This is a genomic window from Staphylococcus sp. FSL W8-0774, assembly GCF_038006785.1.
GTDB lineage: Bacteria > Bacillota > Bacilli > Staphylococcales > Staphylococcaceae > Staphylococcus > Staphylococcus pasteuri.
Genome location: NZ_JBBOVW010000001.1, coordinates 2,184,694 through 2,203,151, shown reverse-complemented (window position 1 = coordinate 2,203,151; position 18,458 = coordinate 2,184,694). Strand labels below are relative to the sequence as shown.

Below are 18,458 nucleotides of genomic sequence, written 5' to 3'. Positions count from 1 at the left end.
GCTTAGTTATTAAATATATGATTGTACTTATAGTATTACAAAGAATTAACAAAAATGAGCACTAAGACGGTTTTTTATAAAAACCATCTTAGTGCTTTTTGATTGTTATTATTAATTATATTTGGTTTGGAAATATTTAACTATTGGTACTTGTCATATTTTCCCAAAAATAAATTTTCAATGAATGTAATAGACTTTTCTGAAATGAATGGATTACGTAATAATTTAATTAATGTTTTTTTTGTATGTTTAAATAATCTCATTGGAGCATATTGACCTCGTTGAATCATGTCAACATAACGGTTTAAAAATATAGTAAGCAAATCTTGCTTTCTTTGTTGAGAAATATTATTTTGGTTCACTATAAAATCATACACAGCAGAATATATTTTCACTGCATCTCGAGGAGGCGTAGATGAATTTGACAATGCAACATCATCTTGAGCTTCATAAAAATAATAATCTTTTTCATAGCCTAAAATGGTTATATAATTAACTACACTGTATACTTGCATTAAAAACCAATTATCTTCACGTACTTTTATATCTTTTGGAAAGCGAATATTGTAATCCTCGATAATAGATCTTTTAATAAATTTACCTATAACATTTAAACTATTATAAAGTTTAGTATTTTCAAATATTAAATCAGATTTTGTATATTTGTATGAAAAGGCGGATCGACTTATAGGTCTATTGCTATTTATTGCTCTGAAATAAGGCATGCATATCATATCATTATTAGTTGTATTTGCAATTTCCATTGCATCGCTTATAGAATAAGGTGTAATGTAATCATCTGAATCAATAAATAATACCCATTCTCCGTTAGCGTTATCCAGTGCTTTATTACGAGGAACTGAAGCGCCACCTGAGTTCATATTACTTTCTAAAATAATTAGATTAGGTATTAATGATTTAAATTGTTCAACTACTTTTAAAGAGTTATCTGTAGATTTATCATCAGAAATAATAACTTCAATTTTATCTAAATTATAATCTTGTTTAGCAATTTTAGTTAACAGTCTGGCGATTGTGCTTTCTCTATTATATAAAGGAACAATTATGGAAACATCTATTTTATTATTCATTTTACATCTCCTGTATAGTGAAATAATATTTCTTTCGCTTCATTTTCATTTGCAAATGATGTGAAAATGATTGTTTTATTATCTCCACGAATAAATCCACTTTTATATTTTAAACCTATTAAGAAGTAATTGTTGAATTTAAATAAACTATATTTATAATTTTTGTAAATATTGAATAAGTCTCCAACAGTAAAGCTTTGTCTCTCTTTAACTCTGAATCTACCTGTTAAATTGATAGCGATAGAATTACTTAAATTAAATTTATTAATTGCAAAATTTGTATATTTCTTTCTATTTGCAAAATTTTCAAATAAATAATCTACAAGTTCATATGTTTCTGACGGATGTGGCCCTTTAGTCATTGAAGATAGCAAACTAAATACATTTACTTTTTTTCCTTTGAAAAATGTTGAGTTATTAGTTACCCATTCTTGTAACTCTAATTCTTCGTTTTGAGCATTTTCATCAATTGCATTCATGTAATAAAGCAGTGGACCCATGCCTTCAACTGTCATAGAATTTTCTGTATTATATTCGTGTTCGATTTTACTAGTTACATTATCGACAATAATATAACTTTTTCCTGCTTTACTTATTGAAGAAAATAACTCTTCTTCATTTTGTAAATTCATTCTTTTTAATATATGTGGAAGAGTTTTAGCGATTTCAGGAAACTCAGTACCACCACTTGAAGATTTTAATAATGTAATTGAATCTGAATTACATAAATATTTTAAATCATTAATCATTAATTCTTTGTTTGGGTACCATGTAATATTTTTATTATTAATTTTATTAACTACAGGTCTTAAATCATCATCTAAACAAAGAATATGATCAGCATTTGAATTAGTTAAATATGGTATTAATTCCTGATGGATTTCTTTAGACTTATGCCCTAAATCATTAATTTTCCCTATTGCAATAATTTTATTGCCACTAAAGAATTGAGTCTGACTATCAAAAGCTTTTATTGCATTTATCATGGCAGGAAGTGAAGCATTATGAGTATCATCAATTAATGTTAACTGATGAGATTTTGTTATAACTTTTTTCATTTTTAATATTTTAGAGAATGGTTTAAAATCATAAAGATGTTTAGGATTAATAGGCACATTTAAATTTTTCATGATAAGTAATGCACCTAATGTATTTGAAATCATACCATCACTTATTGTATTGATTTGATACTCATTAATATCATGATTATTTTCAATACCAATTTGAATAGCACCTTTTAAATAATTTATATATGACGGTGCTAGATTAGAAGGTTTAGTATTATCTATTGAATAAGTCTGTACATTTTCTGTGAATTGTAAAGCTTGTTGCTTTAAATAATCTAAGAACATTGTGTCGCCATTAATAATAGCTATGCCGTTTTTATTGAGACCTGCAAAAATTCGAGCTTTTAGCTCAGCGATTTCATGAATACTTTTGAATGTTGAATAATGTGCAGCACCAATTCCAGTAATAACGGCAATATCTGGTTTGAGATATAATGCTGTGTTTTCCCTATGATTGATAGCATTAAGAGAAGTTTCAATTACGGCAAAGTCAGGATTTTTAATCAATTTTAGCATATTAGCATAAATAGCGGCTCTAATATTATTATTCCCTCTATTTTCAAGAACATTATAATCTTGCAGTAAAGAAGAAGTTAGCATTCTAGTTGAACTTTTCCCCATCGATCCTGTAATAGCTATAACTGGATTTTTATATTGGTTTCTTATGTAAGTTGCAAGTTTTTTAATGGCTTTAACAGAATCATGAACGATAAGTTGAGGAATTTTATGTTCCATATTTTCAACGTATTTTTCAGTAATTATTAAGCCAATATTTTCGTTAGATTTATCAATTAAATCATTTCCATCTGGAGCATTTTTACTTCTCCCGAGTTCTTTCCACCAAGTTTCTTTGTTTGGAGAAAAGTAAGCAGTATTTTTAGATTTGACAAAGCTATAAATAGTTTCAAAATCGTTAATTTCTTTATTTAATTCATTTGGTTCAACATCATACAAAGAGCCTTCTATAATAGTTGATATATCTTTAATTGTTAACATAATAATCCCCTTAAACTCCCTACACTTTTTAATAGCATTTTTATTTAAAAATATTAATAAAAATAGGATAACTTAAATTTTAAAATAAATCTTCAATAATTATATCATGATATTGTGTGTGATTTAAGTGATTTATATAATTTAAGGATAATTGTTTTAAAATTCTAACTATTTGTGGTAGCGCTTACAAATAAATATATGATAAACTACATACAAGTGTAAATGTTCATGAAGGGGTGGGGCTTAATGAAACGTTATCGTTATTTTATTATTACTATGATTGTGCTTATGACAATGATTAATTACATTGACAGGGGGGCCATTTCATACGCGCAAGAAGATATTATTAAAGAATTTGGATTTGACACGATTGCTTGGGGAACTATTCTTGGCTATTTCGGTTATGGTTATATGTTTGGTTCCCTATTAGGTGGAATTACAGCGGATAAAAAAGGGCCAAAATTTGTTTGGATTGTAGCAGGAACAGCTTGGTCATTAGTTGAAATTGGAATGGCATTTGCTGGGGAACTAGGTATAGCAGTGTTTGATGGTTCAGCTTTAGCTGGTTTTGGTATGCTACGCGTTATGTTTGGTATAGCTGAAGGTCCAATATTTTCAACAATCAGTAAAACAAATGCGAACTGGGCAGCACCAAAAGAAAGAGGCTTACTTTCTGCCTTAGGATTAATTGGAGTCCCTCTAGGCGCAGTAATTACAGCTCCAATAGTTTCAGGCTTTTTAACTATTTCAAATTGGCGTCTATTATTTATTTTACTAGGTTTATTAGGTCTTGTTTGGGTAGTTATTTGGGCGAAGGTATTTACAGATTACCCTGAAGATAATAAAAGAATTTCTGAAGAAGAACTTAAATCAATACGTTCTACAGAGGATAGTTTAAATGTTGAAAAGACAGTTGATACTGAACAATCTAAAGAAAAATGGTATCACTTTTTCACAAGTACAACACTTATTTGTAATATGTTAGGTTATTTTGGTTTCCAATATGTGAACTTCTTGATATTAACTTGGACTCCTAAATACTTACAAGATGAATATCACTTTGAAATACACTCTTTATGGTATTTAGGTATGATTCCTTGGATAGGTGCGGTGTTCACAGCATACTTTGGTGGTCAACTTTCAGATTGGCTTAGAAAGAAAACGGGAAGTTTAAGAATTGCACGATCAGGTTTATCAATAGCTGGTATGATTTGTGCTGGAACATGTTTCGTGATTATTCCATTTACGCATAGTATTGTCGCAGTGATGATATTGATGATGATAGGAAATGCATTTATTTTCTTACCAAACGCAGTTTATTGGGCAGTTATCATTGATACTACACCAAATAATACTGGTACATTTGGTGGTATCACACATTTCTTTGTTAATACAGCGACAGTTATTGCACCAACATTAACAGGTTACTTAGTAGCATCATATGGTTATTCTTCAATGTTCGTTTCTGCAGTAGTAGCATCATTGATTAGTATTGTTGCAATGTGCTTTGTTAAACCAGGTGAAAAGAAAATGCATATTTCAAAATAAAAATAACCTGAGACTTAATTACAAGTCTCAGGTTAACAAATAAATAATATATTGGCAGTCCATCCGTTATAGAAATATCGGATGGACTGTTTTTTTATTTTCTATATTTTAAACGAGCAAATGCATCATGTTGATGTATTGATTCTTCATTTCGACATTCGATATCAAATCCCTCAATCCAATCGAATTCAACTAAATCTGCAGCAATCAAACGAATTAAGTCTTCAACAAAACGTGGATTTTCATAAGCACGTTCAGTAACACTTTTTTCGTCTGGGCGTTTCAATATAGGGTATAATATTGAGCTAGCGTTAGCTTCCATAGCATCTAAAATTTTATCTTTGTAATCATCTATAACTATGTCATCTTTGTTTAGATATGCTTTAACTGTAACAATCCCACGTTGGTTATGCGCAGAGTATTCGCTGATTTCTTTAGAGCAAGGACATAAAGTAGTAACAGCTGCTTGAATAGTTACTTCTTTACGCGTAACTTTAGTACCTTCAATAGCAATACCATAAGTGACATCAGCATTTCCAATCGCTTTGATATTAGTTACAGGGCTAAAACGATCAAAGAACCATTTACCACTAACATCAACACCGGCAGCATTTTGGTTCATTTTTTCTTGCAATGTTCGTAAAACATGGTATAACGTATTAAATTCCAATTCAATACCATTATTGTAATGTTTTTCAACACTTTCTAAAATGCGGCTCATATTTATGCCTTTTTCATCTTTATTTAAACTTGTTGAAAAACTAAATGTACCTGCTGTTTGAAATTGATCAATTAATACAGGATAAGTTAAGTTTTTAATACCAACTTCTTCGATTTCAAATAAGAAGTTTTTGTGCGTACTTTGCAAATCAGTCATTTCATTTTTAGTTGTGGGTTTCGTACCTTCGATAGGGTCAACAGAACCAAAATGTTTCCATCGGCCTTCACGTGTAGATAAATCAAATTCTGTCATTGTTAACCTCCATTAAGATTCGAAATGATAAGTCCAGAATGGTTCAATTTCTAAAAAGCTATGAACTTCTCCACCAACTTGTGGACTTGCTAATTCTTTTAAAAATGGTCCAGTTTGTGAAGCATGTGCTTCAAAGGCTTTAATTTTAATATCCTTATATTTAGAAATATCATTTTGGATGTCAGGTTCACCTAATATATCGGGTGCATCATTACTAAACGCAACTAATGTTAATCTTGGACGTTCATTCTCTGGCATACGACCAACAGTTCTTACTACTGCTTCACCAGTTGCTTCGTGGTCTGGATGAACTGCAAATTTCGGATAAAAAGAAATAATTAATGAAGGATTAGTTTCATCAATCAAATTTTTAACCATATCATCCATTTGATCATGTGGTTCGAATTCAACAGTTTTATCTCTGAGTCCCATTTTTCTTAAATCAGTAATGCCAATCGCTTTAGCGGCATTTTCCAATTCTTTTTCACGAATATCTGGTAATGATTCTCTAGTAGCAAATGGAGGGTTACCCAAATTCCTGCCCATTTGGCCTAAAGTTAAACAAGCATATGTTACCGGAACGCCTGCCTCGATATAACTTGCGATTGTTCCCGCAGATGAGAAGGCTTCATCATCTGGATGAGGGAATATAACGAGTACATGTCTTTCATCTGTCATGAATCTTACCTCCTCTATATTGTAAATGGCTTATCGCTAATTTCTAATGTAGCAGCCAATTGTCCTTCATAATTAAATCCAGCTATGAGACATTCATTATTTTGGTTAACTTCATAATGTGTTAGTCCCTGAACATAAACCCAACCTCCGTCGCGAAGTTTTAATCCGATACGGTATGGATCTTTATCTCCACCTTTAAGTTGTGCATGTTCAAATGTTACTTGTATATTTCTCAAAAAAGTACCAGCATTAAATACACGTTCATCAAAATGGTTAGCATAAGCACCATTTGTTGTTTCAACATGTAGGTAAACGGGTTTGTTTTCATAAGAAGTTAATAAATCCATTACTTCTTCATATTTAATAGGTTCCAACACGTTCACTCCTTACACCATTCAATGTGTTTATCAGTCTATTTTACTAAAAACAACTCAATAAATGTACATCTCTGCTCAATTTATTTAATTAATTTTGTAATTATTTCCATATATTAACATTTTCATGAAGGGATATCACTTTATTACGGAAAAATGTTGTGTCGTGTTATAATCCAAAATGTAATTAAGGGGTTGGTTATTATATTGTTTGGTAGTAATTATTTGAGGTGATTTATTATGAAAATTATTAATTTAGGCACTAAAGAATTAGCATCATTTTATGTTGCTTGCGAATTATTTAAACAAATGGATGAATATCCAAATAGTAATTTAGGTTTAGCGACTGGTGGAACTATGACAAATGTTTATGAACATTTAGTTTCGTTATTAAAGAAAAATCAATTAGATGTATCAAAGATAACAACATTTAATTTAGATGAATATGTTGGTTTAGAGCCTGAACACAATCAAAGTTATCATTATTATATGAATCAAATTTTATTTAATCAGTATCCGTATTTCAATCGTCAAAATATTCATATACCAAATGGAGATGCACACAACTTAGATGAAGAAGTGAAACGGTATAATCAAATCATTGAATCTGAGGGGCCTATCGACATTCAATTGCTAGGTATTGGAGAAAATGGACATATAGGATTTAACGAACCAGGTACAGATTTTGGTAGCGAAACACACGTTGTTGATTTAACTGAAAGTACAATTAAAGCGAATAGTAGATACTTTAATCATGAGTCTGAAGTGCCTAAACAAGCAGTATCTATGGGACTTCAATCCATCATTAAAGCTGAAAGAATTATATTATTAGCATTTGGCGAGAAAAAAAGACAAGCCATAAACAATTTATTAACTCAACCTATATCAGAAGATATTCCATCTACCATTTTAAAAACACATGCTAATGTAGAAATATATGTAGATGATGCAGCTACACCGGATGTCGATTAGCTTATAAATATACGTTTCGTTTAAAGTAAAAGTTTAAAGGGTAATTCATTCAATGTGAGAGAAAAACAGTTTAAACTGAAAGGATGAATTATAATGGAATTACAATTAGCAATTGACTTATTAAATAAAGAAGAAGCAGCAGAATTAGCGAAAAAAGTAGAAGAATATGTTGATATTGTTGAAATTGGTACTCCAATCGTTATTAATGAAGGTTTACCTGCAGTACAACATTTAAATGAAAATATTAACAATGCAAAAGTTTTAGCTGACTTAAAAATCATGGACGCAGCGGACTATGAAGTTAGCCAAGCAGTTAAATTTGGTGCAGATGTTGTAACAATTTTAGGTGTAGCTGAAGATGCTTCAATTAAAGCGGCAGTAGAAGAAGCACACAAAAATGATAAACAATTATTAGTAGATATGATTGCAGTGCAAGATTTAGAAAAACGCGCAAAAGAATTAGACGAAATGGGTGCTGACTACATTGCAGTCCATACTGGTTATGATTTACAAGCAGAAGGACAATCTCCATTAGATAGCTTACGTAAAGTTAAATCAGTAATTAAAAATTCTAAAGTAGCTGTAGCTGGCGGTATTAAACCAGATACTATTAAAGATATTGTTGCAGAAGATCCTGACTTAGTTATTGTTGGTGGCGGTATTGCTAACGCTGACGACCCTGTAGAAGCTGCTAAACAATGTCGTGACGCTATTGAAGGTAAGTAATTATGACTAAATTTAATAATTATCAACTCATTTTAGATGAGTTAAAAGGAACTTTATCTCACGTAAAGGATGAAGAATTCGACGGATTTGCTTCTGAAGTAACAGAAGCTTCACGAATCTTCGTTGCAGGTAAGGGTCGTTCTGGATTTGTTGCAAATAGCTTTGCAATGAGATTGAATCAATTAGGCAAGCAAGCATTTGTCATTGGTGAGTCAACGACGCCATCTATACAAAAAGGCGATTTATTCATTGTCATTTCTGGTTCAGGTTCTACAGAACATTTACGTTTATTAGCTGATAAAGCAAAATCAGTGGAAGCAGAAGTTGTACTATTAACTACTAAACTTGATTCTGCAATTGGTGAAATTGCAGACACGGTTGTTGAATTGCCGGCAGGTACTAAACATGATGCTGAAGGTTCAAATCAACCATTAGGTAGTTTATTCGAACAATCGTCTCAAATCTTTTTAGATAGTATTGTGATTGGTTTAATGAACCAACTTAATGTTGACGAAACGACAATGCAAAATAATCATGCAAACTTAGAATAAATAATCAATTTAGGCTGGGACATAGAAAGATGTCTCAGCTTTTATTATGGCATAATATATGTTAATTTTGTTATATAATAAAAAGATAAACCTTAATTTGATATTTTAGAGGTGAATAATTTGAATTTTGATAATTATATTTTTGATTTTGACGGGACATTAGCAGATTCAAAGCAATGTTCAATTGAGGCGACTAAAGAAGCCTTTGCACAATTTGGATTAACAGAGCCAAGTGATTCAGAAATTATTCATTATATGGGAATACCAATTGAAAAGTCATTTATGGAGATGAGTGATCGTTTTTTATCTGAAGAAGCGTTAGATCAACTGATACAACTTTTTAGAGAACAGTATCAACAATTCGAGGCGAGATATTTATGTTCTTATTCTGGAATAGCAGAAACACTAGATCAATTAAGTAGACAAAATAAGCAAATGTTTGTTGTATCTAGTAAAAAAACGAATGTATTACAAAGGAATTTAGAACATTTAGGTTTGAGTCGATTTATTAAAGAAGCTATTGGTTCTGATAAAGTGAAACATTATAAACCCGACCCAGACGGATTACAGTACATTCTTCAAAATCATAACCTTAATCCAGCGAATAGTATATATATCGGGGATGCTATATTTGATATTCAAATGGCTAAAGCAGCTGGAATTAAATCTTGTGCAGTAACTTGGGGTTCACATTCATCAAAAGATTTAATCAGTGAAAATCCAGATTATGTATTAAGTGAAGTGGACGAGATAATTAGAGTTTTATAACTTACAAACATGATAAATAAATAATATATCAATTAAAGTTAGAGTATTAAGTCATTAAAATGACAGTTAAAAATGCTCTAACTTTTTTATTTATCAATGAAACAAATTAAATGTTAATATAATATACAAATAAGTTAACATTTGTAGGTGGGAATATGTCAGAATTACTTCGACAATTACAACAATACGCTATAACAAAATCAGATCAACCAGCTGTGATTATTGATGATGAAACAGTTACGTACCATGAAATATGTTTATTGATAAACCAAAACAAAAAAACAATGACTTCTATCCCAAAAGGCGTCAGGGTAGCATTATGCCATCATAATGCATTAAAAAATATTATCGACTATTTGACTTTATTGTCTTTAGATTGTGTACCGTGTTTATTGGATAGCAAATGGAGTTTGAAAATGATTAGAGAGCTTATGAATACTTATCATATACCATTTCATAATATGGAAAATGAAATATCGAAAGTCTCAGCAGTTAAACTGACATCAATAAAAGATAATCCAACTAATATCTTACATATTGGTTTTACTTCAGGTACAACTGGTTTACCTAAAACTTACTATCGTAACGAACCGTCATGGATTGTTTCGTTCGAACAAAATGAAATGCTTATGCAAAGACAAGAAAAAATATTTGTAGCACCTGGCCCTTTATCACACTCTTTGTCGCTATATGCTTGTATATACGCTCTTTATACTGGTCGCACGTTTATTGGACAAAATCATTTTAATTCGATACAACTCATTGACAAATTGAACACCATTCAACTTCCTACTGCGATGTTTTTAGTGCCAACCATGTTACATCAACTATTGTCCAATCATGATATGCCAACATGTTTGTCTAGTATTTTTAGTAGTGGTGCTAAATTAAATAAGCATATGTTCTATAAATTAAAAGAACAGTTATCTCATGTAAATTTAATAGAATTTTTTGGGACATCGGAAGCTAGTTTTATAAGTTATAACTTAAACCAAAGCGCACCCGAATCATCAGTTGGTAAATTATTTTCAAATGTTGATTACCAAATAAAGAACAAAGATGAAGAAGGTATAGGTCGATTATATGTCAGAAGTAATATGACGTTTAGTGGTTATGTGAATGATGAGAACGAATTACATGATTATCAATGGATTAGTACAGGTGATTATGCACATATTGATGAGAAGCAATGTTTGTATTTAAGAGGAAGAGTTGGGTCAAGATTGATTATAGGCGGTAAAAACGTTTATCCAGCTAAAATAGAAAGCGAAGTTACTAAAATCCATGGAATTAATGAAGCTATTGTTATAGGACAGCAACATGATAAATTTGGAGAAATTGCTGTTTTACTATATACAGGCGATATTGAATTAGATTATAGACAATTGAAAACGTATTTAATGAATAAAATAGATAGGTACGAAATTCCTTCTAAGATAAAGAAGGTAACTAAAATGTCGTATACACGAAGCGGCAAAATATCTCGATTTGAAATGGAAAAAAGATGGAATACAGGAGAACTAAAATAATGAAACAACCCGTTATTGTTGCAGCTAAAAGGACAGCATTTGGCAAATATGGAGGTAAATTAAAACATCTAGAACCAGAGGAATTATTAAAATCATTATTTAACTATTATCAAGATAATTATTCAGAAGTGATTGCTAATTTAGATGAAGTTATTTTAGGAAATACAGTAGGAAATGGTGGCAATATTGCACGGAAATCTTTATTAGAGGCTGGCATTGATGATGCGATACCAGGATTAACGATAGATAGACAATGTGGTTCGGGGTTAGAAAGTATCATTTATGCTTGTCGAATGGTACAAAGTGAAGCTGGAAAAATTTATCTTGCTGGAGGAGTAGAAAGTACAAGTCGAGCACCATGGAAAATACTACGACCTCAATCTGTATATGAACAACATTTCCCTCAATTTTATGAGAAAGCTTCATTTGCACCAAAGGGACAGGATCCAACTATGATTGAAGCAGCTGAAAACGTTGCTAGAAAATACAACGTATCACGGGAAGACCAAGATCAATTTGCATATCAAAGTCATCAGCGCACAAGATTGAATTATGAAAATGGAAATATAAACCAAGAAATAGTCCCTTTAATAGTAAAAGGTGAAAAATTTGAAGACGATGAAAGTATAAAACCTAATTTAAATTTAAAAACATTATCGCGATTTAAGCCACAATTACCTAATGGTACAGTGACAGTAGGAAATAGTTGTATGAAGAATGATGGAGCTGTATTGGTTTTAATTATGGAACTTGAAACAGCGAAATATTATGGATTTAACAATGGTCTATATTTTAAGGGTGCCATGACAAAAGGTGTAGACCCTAACATACTGGGGATTGGTCCGGTACCTGCTGTACAGAATTTACTTAATTGTTATGAATTAACCATTCATGATATTGATGCAATAGAACTGAATGAAGCATTTAGCGCACAAGTTTTAGCCTCACAAAAATTATTAAATATACCAGATTATAAATTAAATCAATGGGGTGGTGCTTTAGCGTCTGGACATCCATATGGAGCAAGTGGTGCAGCCTTAGTGACACGATTGTTTTATATGAAAGATAATTTTAGAACAATAGCGACTATGGGTATAGGAGGTGGCCTCGGTAATGCAGCTTTATTCGAACGATGGGACACAAAGTGAAATAAGAGAAATTCGATTTAATGAAGAGGAGGTAATGAGATATTGTCAAATTATTGGTGTGGAATATAAGGGTTATGTTCCTGAATTATTTTGTGCCAAGTTATGGCCAGAATTCACATTGTTCCAGGAATTTATAAATGAAAAAATCTATTTGAAAGAAACAAAAGTATACCAAACCAATAAATTAGTTACATGTACAAATTATAAAGCAGAATTACGCAAAAAAGAGGTACTTAAAATCAAAAATTTCATCAAATACACCTACACTTTGAAAATTAATAAAGATAATAATAATTGTATTTATATAGAACAAATATTTATAAAGGTAAATCAGATATGAAGATAAATGAGCAACTAATAAAACACTATTTGGCATGTGTAAACGATAAAAATGAAATCCATGATGATATTGTTCCAGGACAATTAGTTTGTGATATTGTGATGAATAAACTCGATATAACGTGGTCTTCTTATAAAATAAAATACTTTAGAACCATTGGTATTAATGAAGATATTGATTATTCAATGAAAAATAAGGATACGATAACGGTTTGGAATAAAGAAGATGGGGTAAAGTTAATTGTTGTAAAAATTAGATAAAATAGAATTTGTTTTAAATAATTTTTCTTAATGGATGATTTGATTGAATAGATTTTTTTATTTTAACTAATTTTCTGTAAAATGAATAAATTTGTATTTTTGAATTTAAATAAAATTAAATCAATTTGACAACATTAACTATCATAGTATAATTATGTAACATACAAAGGAGTGTTAAATTACATGGATTTCGAAAAAGAAAATATTAACATGGTCGACGCTCAAAAAGCGAAAAAAACCGTTGTCGCAACCGGTATTGGTAATGCCATGGAATGGTTTGACTTTGGTGTTTATGCTTATACGACAGCTTACATAGGAGCGAACTTTTTCTCTCCAGTCGACAATCCTCAAATTCAGCAAATATTTACATTTGCTGCATTAGCGATTGCATTCTTACTTAGACCTATAGGTGGTATCGTATTTGGTATTGTGGGAGACAAATACGGTCGTAAAGTTGTATTAACTACAACAATTATATTAATGGCACTGTCTACATTAACAATTGGTTTACTACCAAATTATGACACGATTGGTATATGGGCACCTATTCTCTTGTTATTAGCGCGTATTTTACAAGGTTTCTCTACTGGTGGGGAATATGCAGGTGCAATGACATATGTTGCAGAGTCTTCACCAGATAAAAAGCGTAATAGCTTAGGTAGTGGATTAGAAATTGGTACATTATCTGGTTATATTGCAGCTTCAATTATGATTGCATTATTAAGTTTCTTCTTAACTCATGATCAAATGCAAGCATGGGGTTGGAGAATTCCATTTATTTTAGGTTTATTCTTAGGTTTATTTGGATTATACTTACGTAGAAAATTGGAAGAATCACCTGTATTTGAAAATGATGTTGCAGAAACTCCGAAAAGAGATACGATTAATTTCTTTGGTATCATTCGTTATTACTACAAAGATATCATCGTTTGTTTCGTAGCAGTAGTATTCTTTAACGTTACGAACTATATGGTGACAGCATACTTACCTACATATTTAGGTCAAGTTGCAAAAGTAGATCAAACGACAACTAGTGTCATCATTACTTGTATCATGGCAATTATGATTCCATTAGCTTTAGGATTCGGTAAATTGGCAGATAAAATAGGTGAAAAGAAAGTATTCTTAATCGGTACTGGTGGATTAACGTTATTAAGTATTGTTGCATTTTCATTATTAGCAACAAAATCATTACCGTTCATTATCATTGGTGTCTTAATTCTAGGATTCTTCTTATCAACTTATGAAGCAACAATGCCAGGATCACTTCCAACGATATTCTATACACATATTAGATATCGTACATTATCAGTAACATTTAACGTATCTGTATCATTATTTGGTGGTACAACACCATTAATTGCTTCATGGTTAGTTGAAGCTACAGGTAATGTATTAGCACCAGCTTATTACTTAACAGCAATTAGTGTTATTGGATTCTTAGTTATTACATTATTACATGCAGCTACAGCAGGTAAGTCACTTAAAGGTTCTTACCCTAACGTAGATAATGAGAAAGATAAAGCTTATTATGAAGCTCACCCTGAAAAAGCATTATGGTGGGTAAAAGAACGACAAGAAAAAGAAGACTTTTAATTAATATGTGAGTCTTGTGGTAATTGTTAAATACAATTGTCATAAGACTCTTTTTTTAATAGAAAAGTGCTAATGTTAAGAAGGTTCAAAGTTTCTCTCTGAACCACCAAAGGGGACAACTTTGGTTAACATTAGCACTTTTTATCGTTATTAAGATGAGTATTTTAGGGATGATGGCATTTAAAGTGTCTGTAGTTAGGGGACAAGAAACTTTAAAACCATTGTTTGAACGTTTGAAACATGGATCTTTTACCTTTTAAACTTTAAATCTGTAGATTCTTGATGCTGAAAATAACAATCATGCGTGACTGAAATGCATTCTGTCGACGTCATTTTCAAGTAGAGAGAGTAATCGATAGATATCATTTTTATTAAAGGTTTCATCAAACTTAACAGTGATTGATTTGAATTTTTTAGTAATGATTTCGTATTTAGGAATACCGTCTTGGATATCTTGTTTATGAATAATCATGTTGTTATACCTCCTTTATCTCTCTACACTTTATATCATACACGTTCATCAACCATTAGACATGAGGCTTTGGTATCAACTTTAACTCAGTCTATCATTGGATAATCAACTACGACTATATATGTAGGTAGAAGTTAGGTGATTAATAGAATGAAAAAGGCTTACACTATACAAAACATGCGATAGTGTAAGCCTAGTCTATTTAATAAAATCTATGATTATATTTAAACTTCAGTTACTTGAACGTCAATTTGTTCTATACGACGGTTAGCACCATGGTCAACAGGGCCAACAAAGTCGTTCATTTTCCAACCATTTTTAATAGCTGAAGCAACGAATGCTTTTGCTGCAATGACTGCTTCTTTAGGTGATTTACCATTTGCAAGATAAGCTGTTGTCGCAGCTGCAAATGTGCATCCAGCACCATGATTGTAGCTTTGTTGGAACATATCTGTAGTTAATTGATAGAATGTTTTACCATCAAAGTACAAGTCATATGATTTATCTTGATCTAAAGCTTTACCGCCTTTAATAATAACGTGTTGAGCACCTTTGTCATAAATGATTTGAGCTGCTTTTTTCATTTCATCAATAGAAGTTAGTTTACCTAATCCTGATAATTGACCAGCTTCAAATAAATTAGGGGTAACCACTGTTGCTTTAGGTAATAAATATTGAATCATTGCATCAGTATTTCCCGGGTTAAGTACTTCATCTTCACCTTTACAAACCATAACAGGATCGACAACGAAATAGTTAGCGCCAGATTGTTCATAAACTTCACCAGCACGTTTAATGATTTCTTCTGTACCTAGCATACCAGTTTTAATAGCATCTGGACCAATAGAAATAGCAGTTTCAAGTTGTTTTTCAAATACATCCATAGGTAATGGTGTTACATCATGAGACCATGTTTCTTTATCCATAGTTACGATAGAAGTTAAAGCTACCATACCGTATACGTCTAATTCTTGAAAAGTTTTTAAATCAGCTTGCATACCAGCACCTGCACTAGTATCTGAACCAGCAATTGTTAATACTTTTTTTAATGCCATTTGAATTCACTCCCAATGTTTTCTAATACTGTTACCATCATATCACGATTCACATAGTAGCAAAATAAAATAGTGTCATATTATAAAGTTTATTTGTCATGTTATCTAATTAGTTAAGATGAGTTATTTTTAACTGATGATCAATATCGATAAATGTCATATCATTTTTTGATAGTAAGTCTTCATTTAATTGAATTTTAAATATTTGGTTTGTGAAATAAGGTTTTAAAAAATAAGTCCTATTTTTACTATCCATTACTAATTGATATTGCGTGTAGTGTGTTTCCCCAGCATCAATGACGGCACCTTCATCAATGACGGCACCTTGAGGAATGCTTACAGAATCTAATATTTTAAAACAATTAATCAAATTTTGTTCTTCATCGTTTGATTGTGGTAGTTGATGTCTTAAATAACTTGCTCTTACGAAACGTTCAGGAGAAGTATATCCACCTGGTAATCCATTTGTACCTGCTTCAGCACCCATAGATTTTACTAATAATTTGCCTACTAAATGATTAGTAGACTTTTTAGGCGATAAAAAAGCATAATTTCTTAAATTTTGTATGTGCCATTCTAAATTGGGTGAATTAGTAAGCACATTTATATGATTGTCTTTAACAATAAGCAAACCATTATGTGGTTCTACTGACACAGTATGACCTTCACGGTCAGTTATAATGAAGTGAAGCGGTGGTACAATGTTCAACGTTTCATTCTTCTCATGCATAATATTGACCTTTTTGACTTTTTGCTTTAAGTCTTGAATATTTTTAGTGAAGCCAAGCACCCATATGATAAATTCTTCAGGAGCTAAATTAAAATAACCATAACGTTTATGTTTGCTATAAGATGCTTCGCCAGTAAAATAATGATTTGAAATAGCGATGCCGCATTCATTAACACCATCTCCAAAACGATATCGACCTACCTTTAAATTAGTGCCGACAAAACCATAAGTGAGTTTCATAGATGGTTCTAAATCAAATTGATAATCAAAATTTCTAGGTACTACAGTTGGTATGCCGTTAAATTCAAAAGCAAAGTCCATAGTTCTAGCTAAATAATGATGTTGCTGTTTTGTGTAAAATGAAAATCCTGTACACATATACGTCTCTCCAAACTTTTAATTCATCTTATTATGAACTATATATAATTCAAGATAATTTGTAAACTTATTTTAAACAAAAGTTTACATTAAACCTAATTATAATTTGAAGGTAGAGATATGTTAAAATATCTTTGAGGTGAAAAAGGATGGAATGGTCTGAAGTTTTTCATAATATTACGTCTAAACATGATTTCAAGGCAATGCATGACTTTCTTGAAAAAGAATATACAACACAAATTGTTTATCCAGATAGAGAAAATATTTATCAAGCCTTTGATTTAACACCGTTTGAAGACATTAAAGTTGTCATATTAGGGCAAGATCCTTATCATGGCCCTAATCAAGCGCATGGGTTAGCTTTTTCAGTACAACCTAATGCTAAATTTCCACCTTCATTAAGAAATATGTACCAAGAATTAGAAGAAGACATAGGTTGTAGACGTCAGTCACCACATTTACAGGATTGGGCAAGAGAAGGTGTGTTACTTCTTAATACAGTATTAACTGTAAGACAGGGTGATGCTCACTCCCATAAAGATATTGGCTGGGAAATATTTACAGATGAAGTGATTCGTACCATTTCAGGGGAAAGAGAAGATGTTGTGTTTATTTTATGGGGAAAACCCGCCCAACAAAAAATAAAATTAATCGATACATCTAAGCATTATATAATAAAGTCACCACATCCAAGTCCATTATCTGCGTATAGAGGGTTCTTCGGCTCTAAACCTTATTCAAAAGCAAATTCATTTTTAGTATCAAAAGGTAAAACGCCTATTCATTGGTGTGAAAGAGAGGATAATAGTCATGGATAAAGACAAAGTGATTCAATTAATAGAACGAGAACTCGTTCAAGCTGACGAATCAACTTCACAACAAGATTTTGAGAAACATATGTATGCGATACATACAATTACAGCACTTTATACATCTTCGGCTACAGACAAAATGAGTATGGGAAAATCTAAAGGTAATGATTTTACGCATACAGAGGTAAGTACAGCGAATAAACCAATGAGTGATAATTATAGTAAATCTGGCTATGATAATGTGACAGTTGAAGAAATTAGAGCAATGGGTGGAAAAGTTTCTAATACGGAAAGTGCAAAATCTCAACCAACCAATACGAATTCAATCTCTAATTCTAATTTAATGACGACTGATGATGAAATAGGCAACGGTGAGTCTATATTTGATTTTTAA

Annotated in this window: 20 protein-coding genes; 12 read left to right on the top strand and 8 right to left on the bottom strand. The window is 31.3% G+C overall.

Annotation, left to right across the window (positions count from 1 at the left end; all coding sequences use genetic code 11):
• Positions 1–140: 140 nt before the first annotated feature.
• Together NSQ15_RS10890 and NSQ15_RS10885 are read right to left on the bottom strand one after the other, a co-directional pair.
• Entirely contained in the window at positions 141–1,091 is a 951-nt protein-coding gene (locus tag NSQ15_RS10890; RefSeq protein WP_070452693.1) for a glycosyltransferase family 2 protein, read from the bottom strand.
• Positions 1,088–3,154, bottom strand: coding sequence for a Mur ligase family protein (locus tag NSQ15_RS10885; protein ID WP_217193752.1), 2,067 nt, complete (start codon positions 3,152–3,154; stop codon positions 1,088–1,090). Before NSQ15_RS10885 ends, NSQ15_RS10890 begins: the two co-directional genes overlap by 4 nt.
• A gap of 246 nt (positions 3,155–3,400) precedes the next feature.
• Here NSQ15_RS10885 and NSQ15_RS10880 point away from each other — a divergent pair, with 246 nt between their 5' ends.
• Positions 3,401–4,702: an MFS transporter gene (locus tag NSQ15_RS10880; protein ID WP_340747158.1), complete on the top strand. Its 1,302-nt coding sequence runs from the start codon at positions 3,401–3,403 to the stop codon at positions 4,700–4,702.
• A 94-nt stretch (positions 4,703–4,796) separates the two neighbouring features.
• Here NSQ15_RS10880 and folE2 read toward each other — a convergent pair whose 3' ends face one another.
• The 3 genes from folE2 to NSQ15_RS10865 are packed head-to-tail and all read right to left on the bottom strand — an operon-like array spanning position 4,797 to position 6,730.
• The gene (gene folE2 / locus NSQ15_RS10875) at positions 4,797–5,675 is read right to left on the bottom strand and encodes a GTP cyclohydrolase FolE2 (protein ID WP_017636402.1); all 879 of its coding nucleotides are present in this window, start codon (positions 5,673–5,675) and stop codon (positions 4,797–4,799) included.
• Positions 5,676–5,687: 12 nt separating this feature from the next.
• Positions 5,688–6,353, bottom strand: a complete 666-nt coding sequence (gene bshB2, locus NSQ15_RS10870; protein ID WP_017636401.1) for a bacillithiol biosynthesis deacetylase BshB2 — start codon at positions 6,351–6,353, stop codon at positions 5,688–5,690.
• A gap of 14 nt (positions 6,354–6,367) precedes the next feature.
• Entirely contained in the window at positions 6,368–6,730 is a 363-nt protein-coding gene (locus NSQ15_RS10865) for a YojF family protein (RefSeq protein WP_176745285.1), read from the bottom strand.
• A gap of 237 nt (positions 6,731–6,967) precedes the next feature.
• On the opposite strand from NSQ15_RS10865, the gene nagB reads away from it, so the two are divergent.
• The 9 genes from nagB to NSQ15_RS10820 all read left to right on the top strand — a co-directional run bounded on the left by nagB (position 6,968) and on the right by NSQ15_RS10820 (position 14,617).
• A complete protein-coding gene (gene nagB, locus NSQ15_RS10860; protein WP_217193753.1) occupies positions 6,968–7,699 on the top strand; it encodes a glucosamine-6-phosphate deaminase in 732 nt (243 codons plus the stop codon).
• Between the two features lie 93 nt (positions 7,700–7,792).
• Positions 7,793–8,425 carry a 3-hexulose-6-phosphate synthase gene (gene hxlA, locus NSQ15_RS10855; RefSeq protein ID WP_029056369.1) on the top strand — a complete coding sequence of 211 codons (633 nt, stop codon included), beginning with the start codon at positions 7,793–7,795 and terminating at the stop codon, positions 8,423–8,425.
• A gap of 2 nt (positions 8,426–8,427) precedes the next feature.
• Entirely contained in the window at positions 8,428–8,976 is a 549-nt protein-coding gene (hxlB, locus tag NSQ15_RS10850) for a 6-phospho-3-hexuloisomerase (RefSeq protein ID WP_037555767.1), read from the top strand.
• Positions 8,977–9,096: 120 nt separating this feature from the next.
• The gene (locus NSQ15_RS10845) at positions 9,097–9,744 is read left to right on the top strand and encodes an HAD family hydrolase (protein ID WP_017636396.1); all 648 of its coding nucleotides are present in this window, start codon (positions 9,097–9,099) and stop codon (positions 9,742–9,744) included.
• A 155-nt stretch (positions 9,745–9,899) separates the two neighbouring features.
• A complete protein-coding gene (locus NSQ15_RS10840; protein ID WP_070452680.1) occupies positions 9,900–11,273 on the top strand; it encodes an AMP-binding protein in 1,374 nt (457 codons plus the stop codon).
• On the top strand, positions 11,273–12,421 hold the full coding sequence (locus NSQ15_RS10835; RefSeq protein WP_070452677.1) for a thiolase family protein: 1,149 nt from the start codon (positions 11,273–11,275) through the stop codon (positions 12,419–12,421). Before NSQ15_RS10840 ends, NSQ15_RS10835 begins: the two co-directional genes overlap by 1 nt.
• Positions 12,387–12,761 (top strand): hypothetical protein, encoded by a 375-nt coding sequence (locus tag NSQ15_RS10830; protein WP_029056372.1) that lies wholly within the window; start codon positions 12,387–12,389, stop codon positions 12,759–12,761. Before NSQ15_RS10835 ends, NSQ15_RS10830 begins: the two co-directional genes overlap by 35 nt.
• A complete protein-coding gene (locus tag NSQ15_RS10825) occupies positions 12,758–13,021 on the top strand; it encodes a hypothetical protein (protein ID WP_029056373.1) in 264 nt (87 codons plus the stop codon). The genes NSQ15_RS10830 and NSQ15_RS10825 overlap by 4 nt, the downstream gene beginning before the upstream one ends.
• A 183-nt stretch (positions 13,022–13,204) precedes the next feature.
• On the top strand, positions 13,205–14,617 hold the full coding sequence (locus NSQ15_RS10820) for an MFS transporter (RefSeq protein WP_017636391.1): 1,413 nt from the start codon (positions 13,205–13,207) through the stop codon (positions 14,615–14,617).
• Positions 14,618–14,915: 298 nt separating this feature from the next.
• Here the strand turns inward: NSQ15_RS10820 and vraX are convergent, their stop codons facing one another.
• From vraX to NSQ15_RS10805, 3 genes are all read right to left on the bottom strand, one after another.
• Positions 14,916–15,089, bottom strand: a complete 174-nt coding sequence (vraX, locus tag NSQ15_RS10815; RefSeq protein ID WP_017636390.1) for a C1q-binding complement inhibitor VraX — start codon at positions 15,087–15,089, stop codon at positions 14,916–14,918.
• 224 nt (positions 15,090–15,313) lie between these two features.
• Complete coding sequence (gene thiD / locus NSQ15_RS10810; RefSeq protein ID WP_017636389.1) at positions 15,314–16,144, bottom strand: bifunctional hydroxymethylpyrimidine kinase/phosphomethylpyrimidine kinase; 831 nt, start codon at positions 16,142–16,144, stop codon at positions 15,314–15,316.
• A 109-nt stretch (positions 16,145–16,253) separates the two neighbouring features.
• Positions 16,254–17,252, bottom strand: a complete 999-nt coding sequence (locus NSQ15_RS10805) for a choloylglycine hydrolase family protein (RefSeq protein ID WP_217193754.1) — start codon at positions 17,250–17,252, stop codon at positions 16,254–16,256.
• A gap of 149 nt (positions 17,253–17,401) precedes the next feature.
• Here NSQ15_RS10805 and NSQ15_RS10800 point away from each other — a divergent pair, with 149 nt between their 5' ends.
• Together NSQ15_RS10800 and NSQ15_RS10795 are read left to right on the top strand one after the other, a co-directional pair.
• A complete protein-coding gene (locus NSQ15_RS10800; protein ID WP_070452672.1) occupies positions 17,402–18,070 on the top strand; it encodes a uracil-DNA glycosylase in 669 nt (222 codons plus the stop codon).
• On the top strand, positions 18,063–18,458 hold the full coding sequence (locus tag NSQ15_RS10795; protein WP_017636386.1) for a DUF5327 family protein: 396 nt from the start codon (positions 18,063–18,065) through the stop codon (positions 18,456–18,458). Before NSQ15_RS10800 ends, NSQ15_RS10795 begins: the two co-directional genes overlap by 8 nt.

Excerpts from the sequence above, each read along its gene's own strand:
- NSQ15_RS10825 (WP_029056373.1), top strand. The coding sequence starts at position 12,758 with ATGAAGATAAATGAGCAACTAATAAAACACTATTTGGCATGTGTAAAC.
- NSQ15_RS10840 (WP_070452680.1), top strand. The coding sequence starts at position 9,900 with ATGTCAGAATTACTTCGACAATTACAACAATACGCTATAACAAAATCA.
- NSQ15_RS10830 (WP_029056372.1), top strand. The coding sequence starts at position 12,387 with ATGCAGCTTTATTCGAACGATGGGACACAAAGTGAAATAAGAGAAATT.
- vraX (WP_017636390.1), bottom strand. The coding sequence starts at position 15,089 with ATGATTATTCATAAACAAGATATCCAAGACGGTATTCCTAAATACGAA.
- bshB2 (WP_017636401.1), bottom strand. The coding sequence starts at position 6,353 with ATGACAGATGAAAGACATGTACTCGTTATATTCCCTCATCCAGATGAT.
- NSQ15_RS10885 (WP_217193752.1), bottom strand. The coding sequence starts at position 3,154 with ATGTTAACAATTAAAGATATATCAACTATTATAGAAGGCTCTTTGTAT.
- folE2 (WP_017636402.1), bottom strand. The coding sequence starts at position 5,675 with ATGACAGAATTTGATTTATCTACACGTGAAGGCCGATGGAAACATTTT.
- NSQ15_RS10795 (WP_017636386.1), top strand. The coding sequence starts at position 18,063 with ATGGATAAAGACAAAGTGATTCAATTAATAGAACGAGAACTCGTTCAA.
- NSQ15_RS10890 (WP_070452693.1), bottom strand. The coding sequence starts at position 1,091 with ATGAATAATAAAATAGATGTTTCCATAATTGTTCCTTTATATAATAGA.
- thiD (WP_017636389.1), bottom strand. The coding sequence starts at position 16,144 with ATGGCATTAAAAAAAGTATTAACAATTGCTGGTTCAGATACTAGTGCA.
- hxlA (WP_029056369.1), top strand. The coding sequence starts at position 7,793 with ATGGAATTACAATTAGCAATTGACTTATTAAATAAAGAAGAAGCAGCA.
- NSQ15_RS10800 (WP_070452672.1), top strand. The coding sequence starts at position 17,402 with ATGGAATGGTCTGAAGTTTTTCATAATATTACGTCTAAACATGATTTC.
- NSQ15_RS10880 (WP_340747158.1), top strand. The coding sequence starts at position 3,401 with ATGAAACGTTATCGTTATTTTATTATTACTATGATTGTGCTTATGACA.
- NSQ15_RS10820 (WP_017636391.1), top strand. The coding sequence starts at position 13,205 with ATGGATTTCGAAAAAGAAAATATTAACATGGTCGACGCTCAAAAAGCG.
- NSQ15_RS10835 (WP_070452677.1), top strand. The coding sequence starts at position 11,273 with ATGAAACAACCCGTTATTGTTGCAGCTAAAAGGACAGCATTTGGCAAA.
- NSQ15_RS10805 (WP_217193754.1), bottom strand. The coding sequence starts at position 17,252 with ATGTGTACAGGATTTTCATTTTACACAAAACAGCAACATCATTATTTA.
- nagB (WP_217193753.1), top strand. The coding sequence starts at position 6,968 with ATGAAAATTATTAATTTAGGCACTAAAGAATTAGCATCATTTTATGTT.
- hxlB (WP_037555767.1), top strand. The coding sequence starts at position 8,428 with ATGACTAAATTTAATAATTATCAACTCATTTTAGATGAGTTAAAAGGA.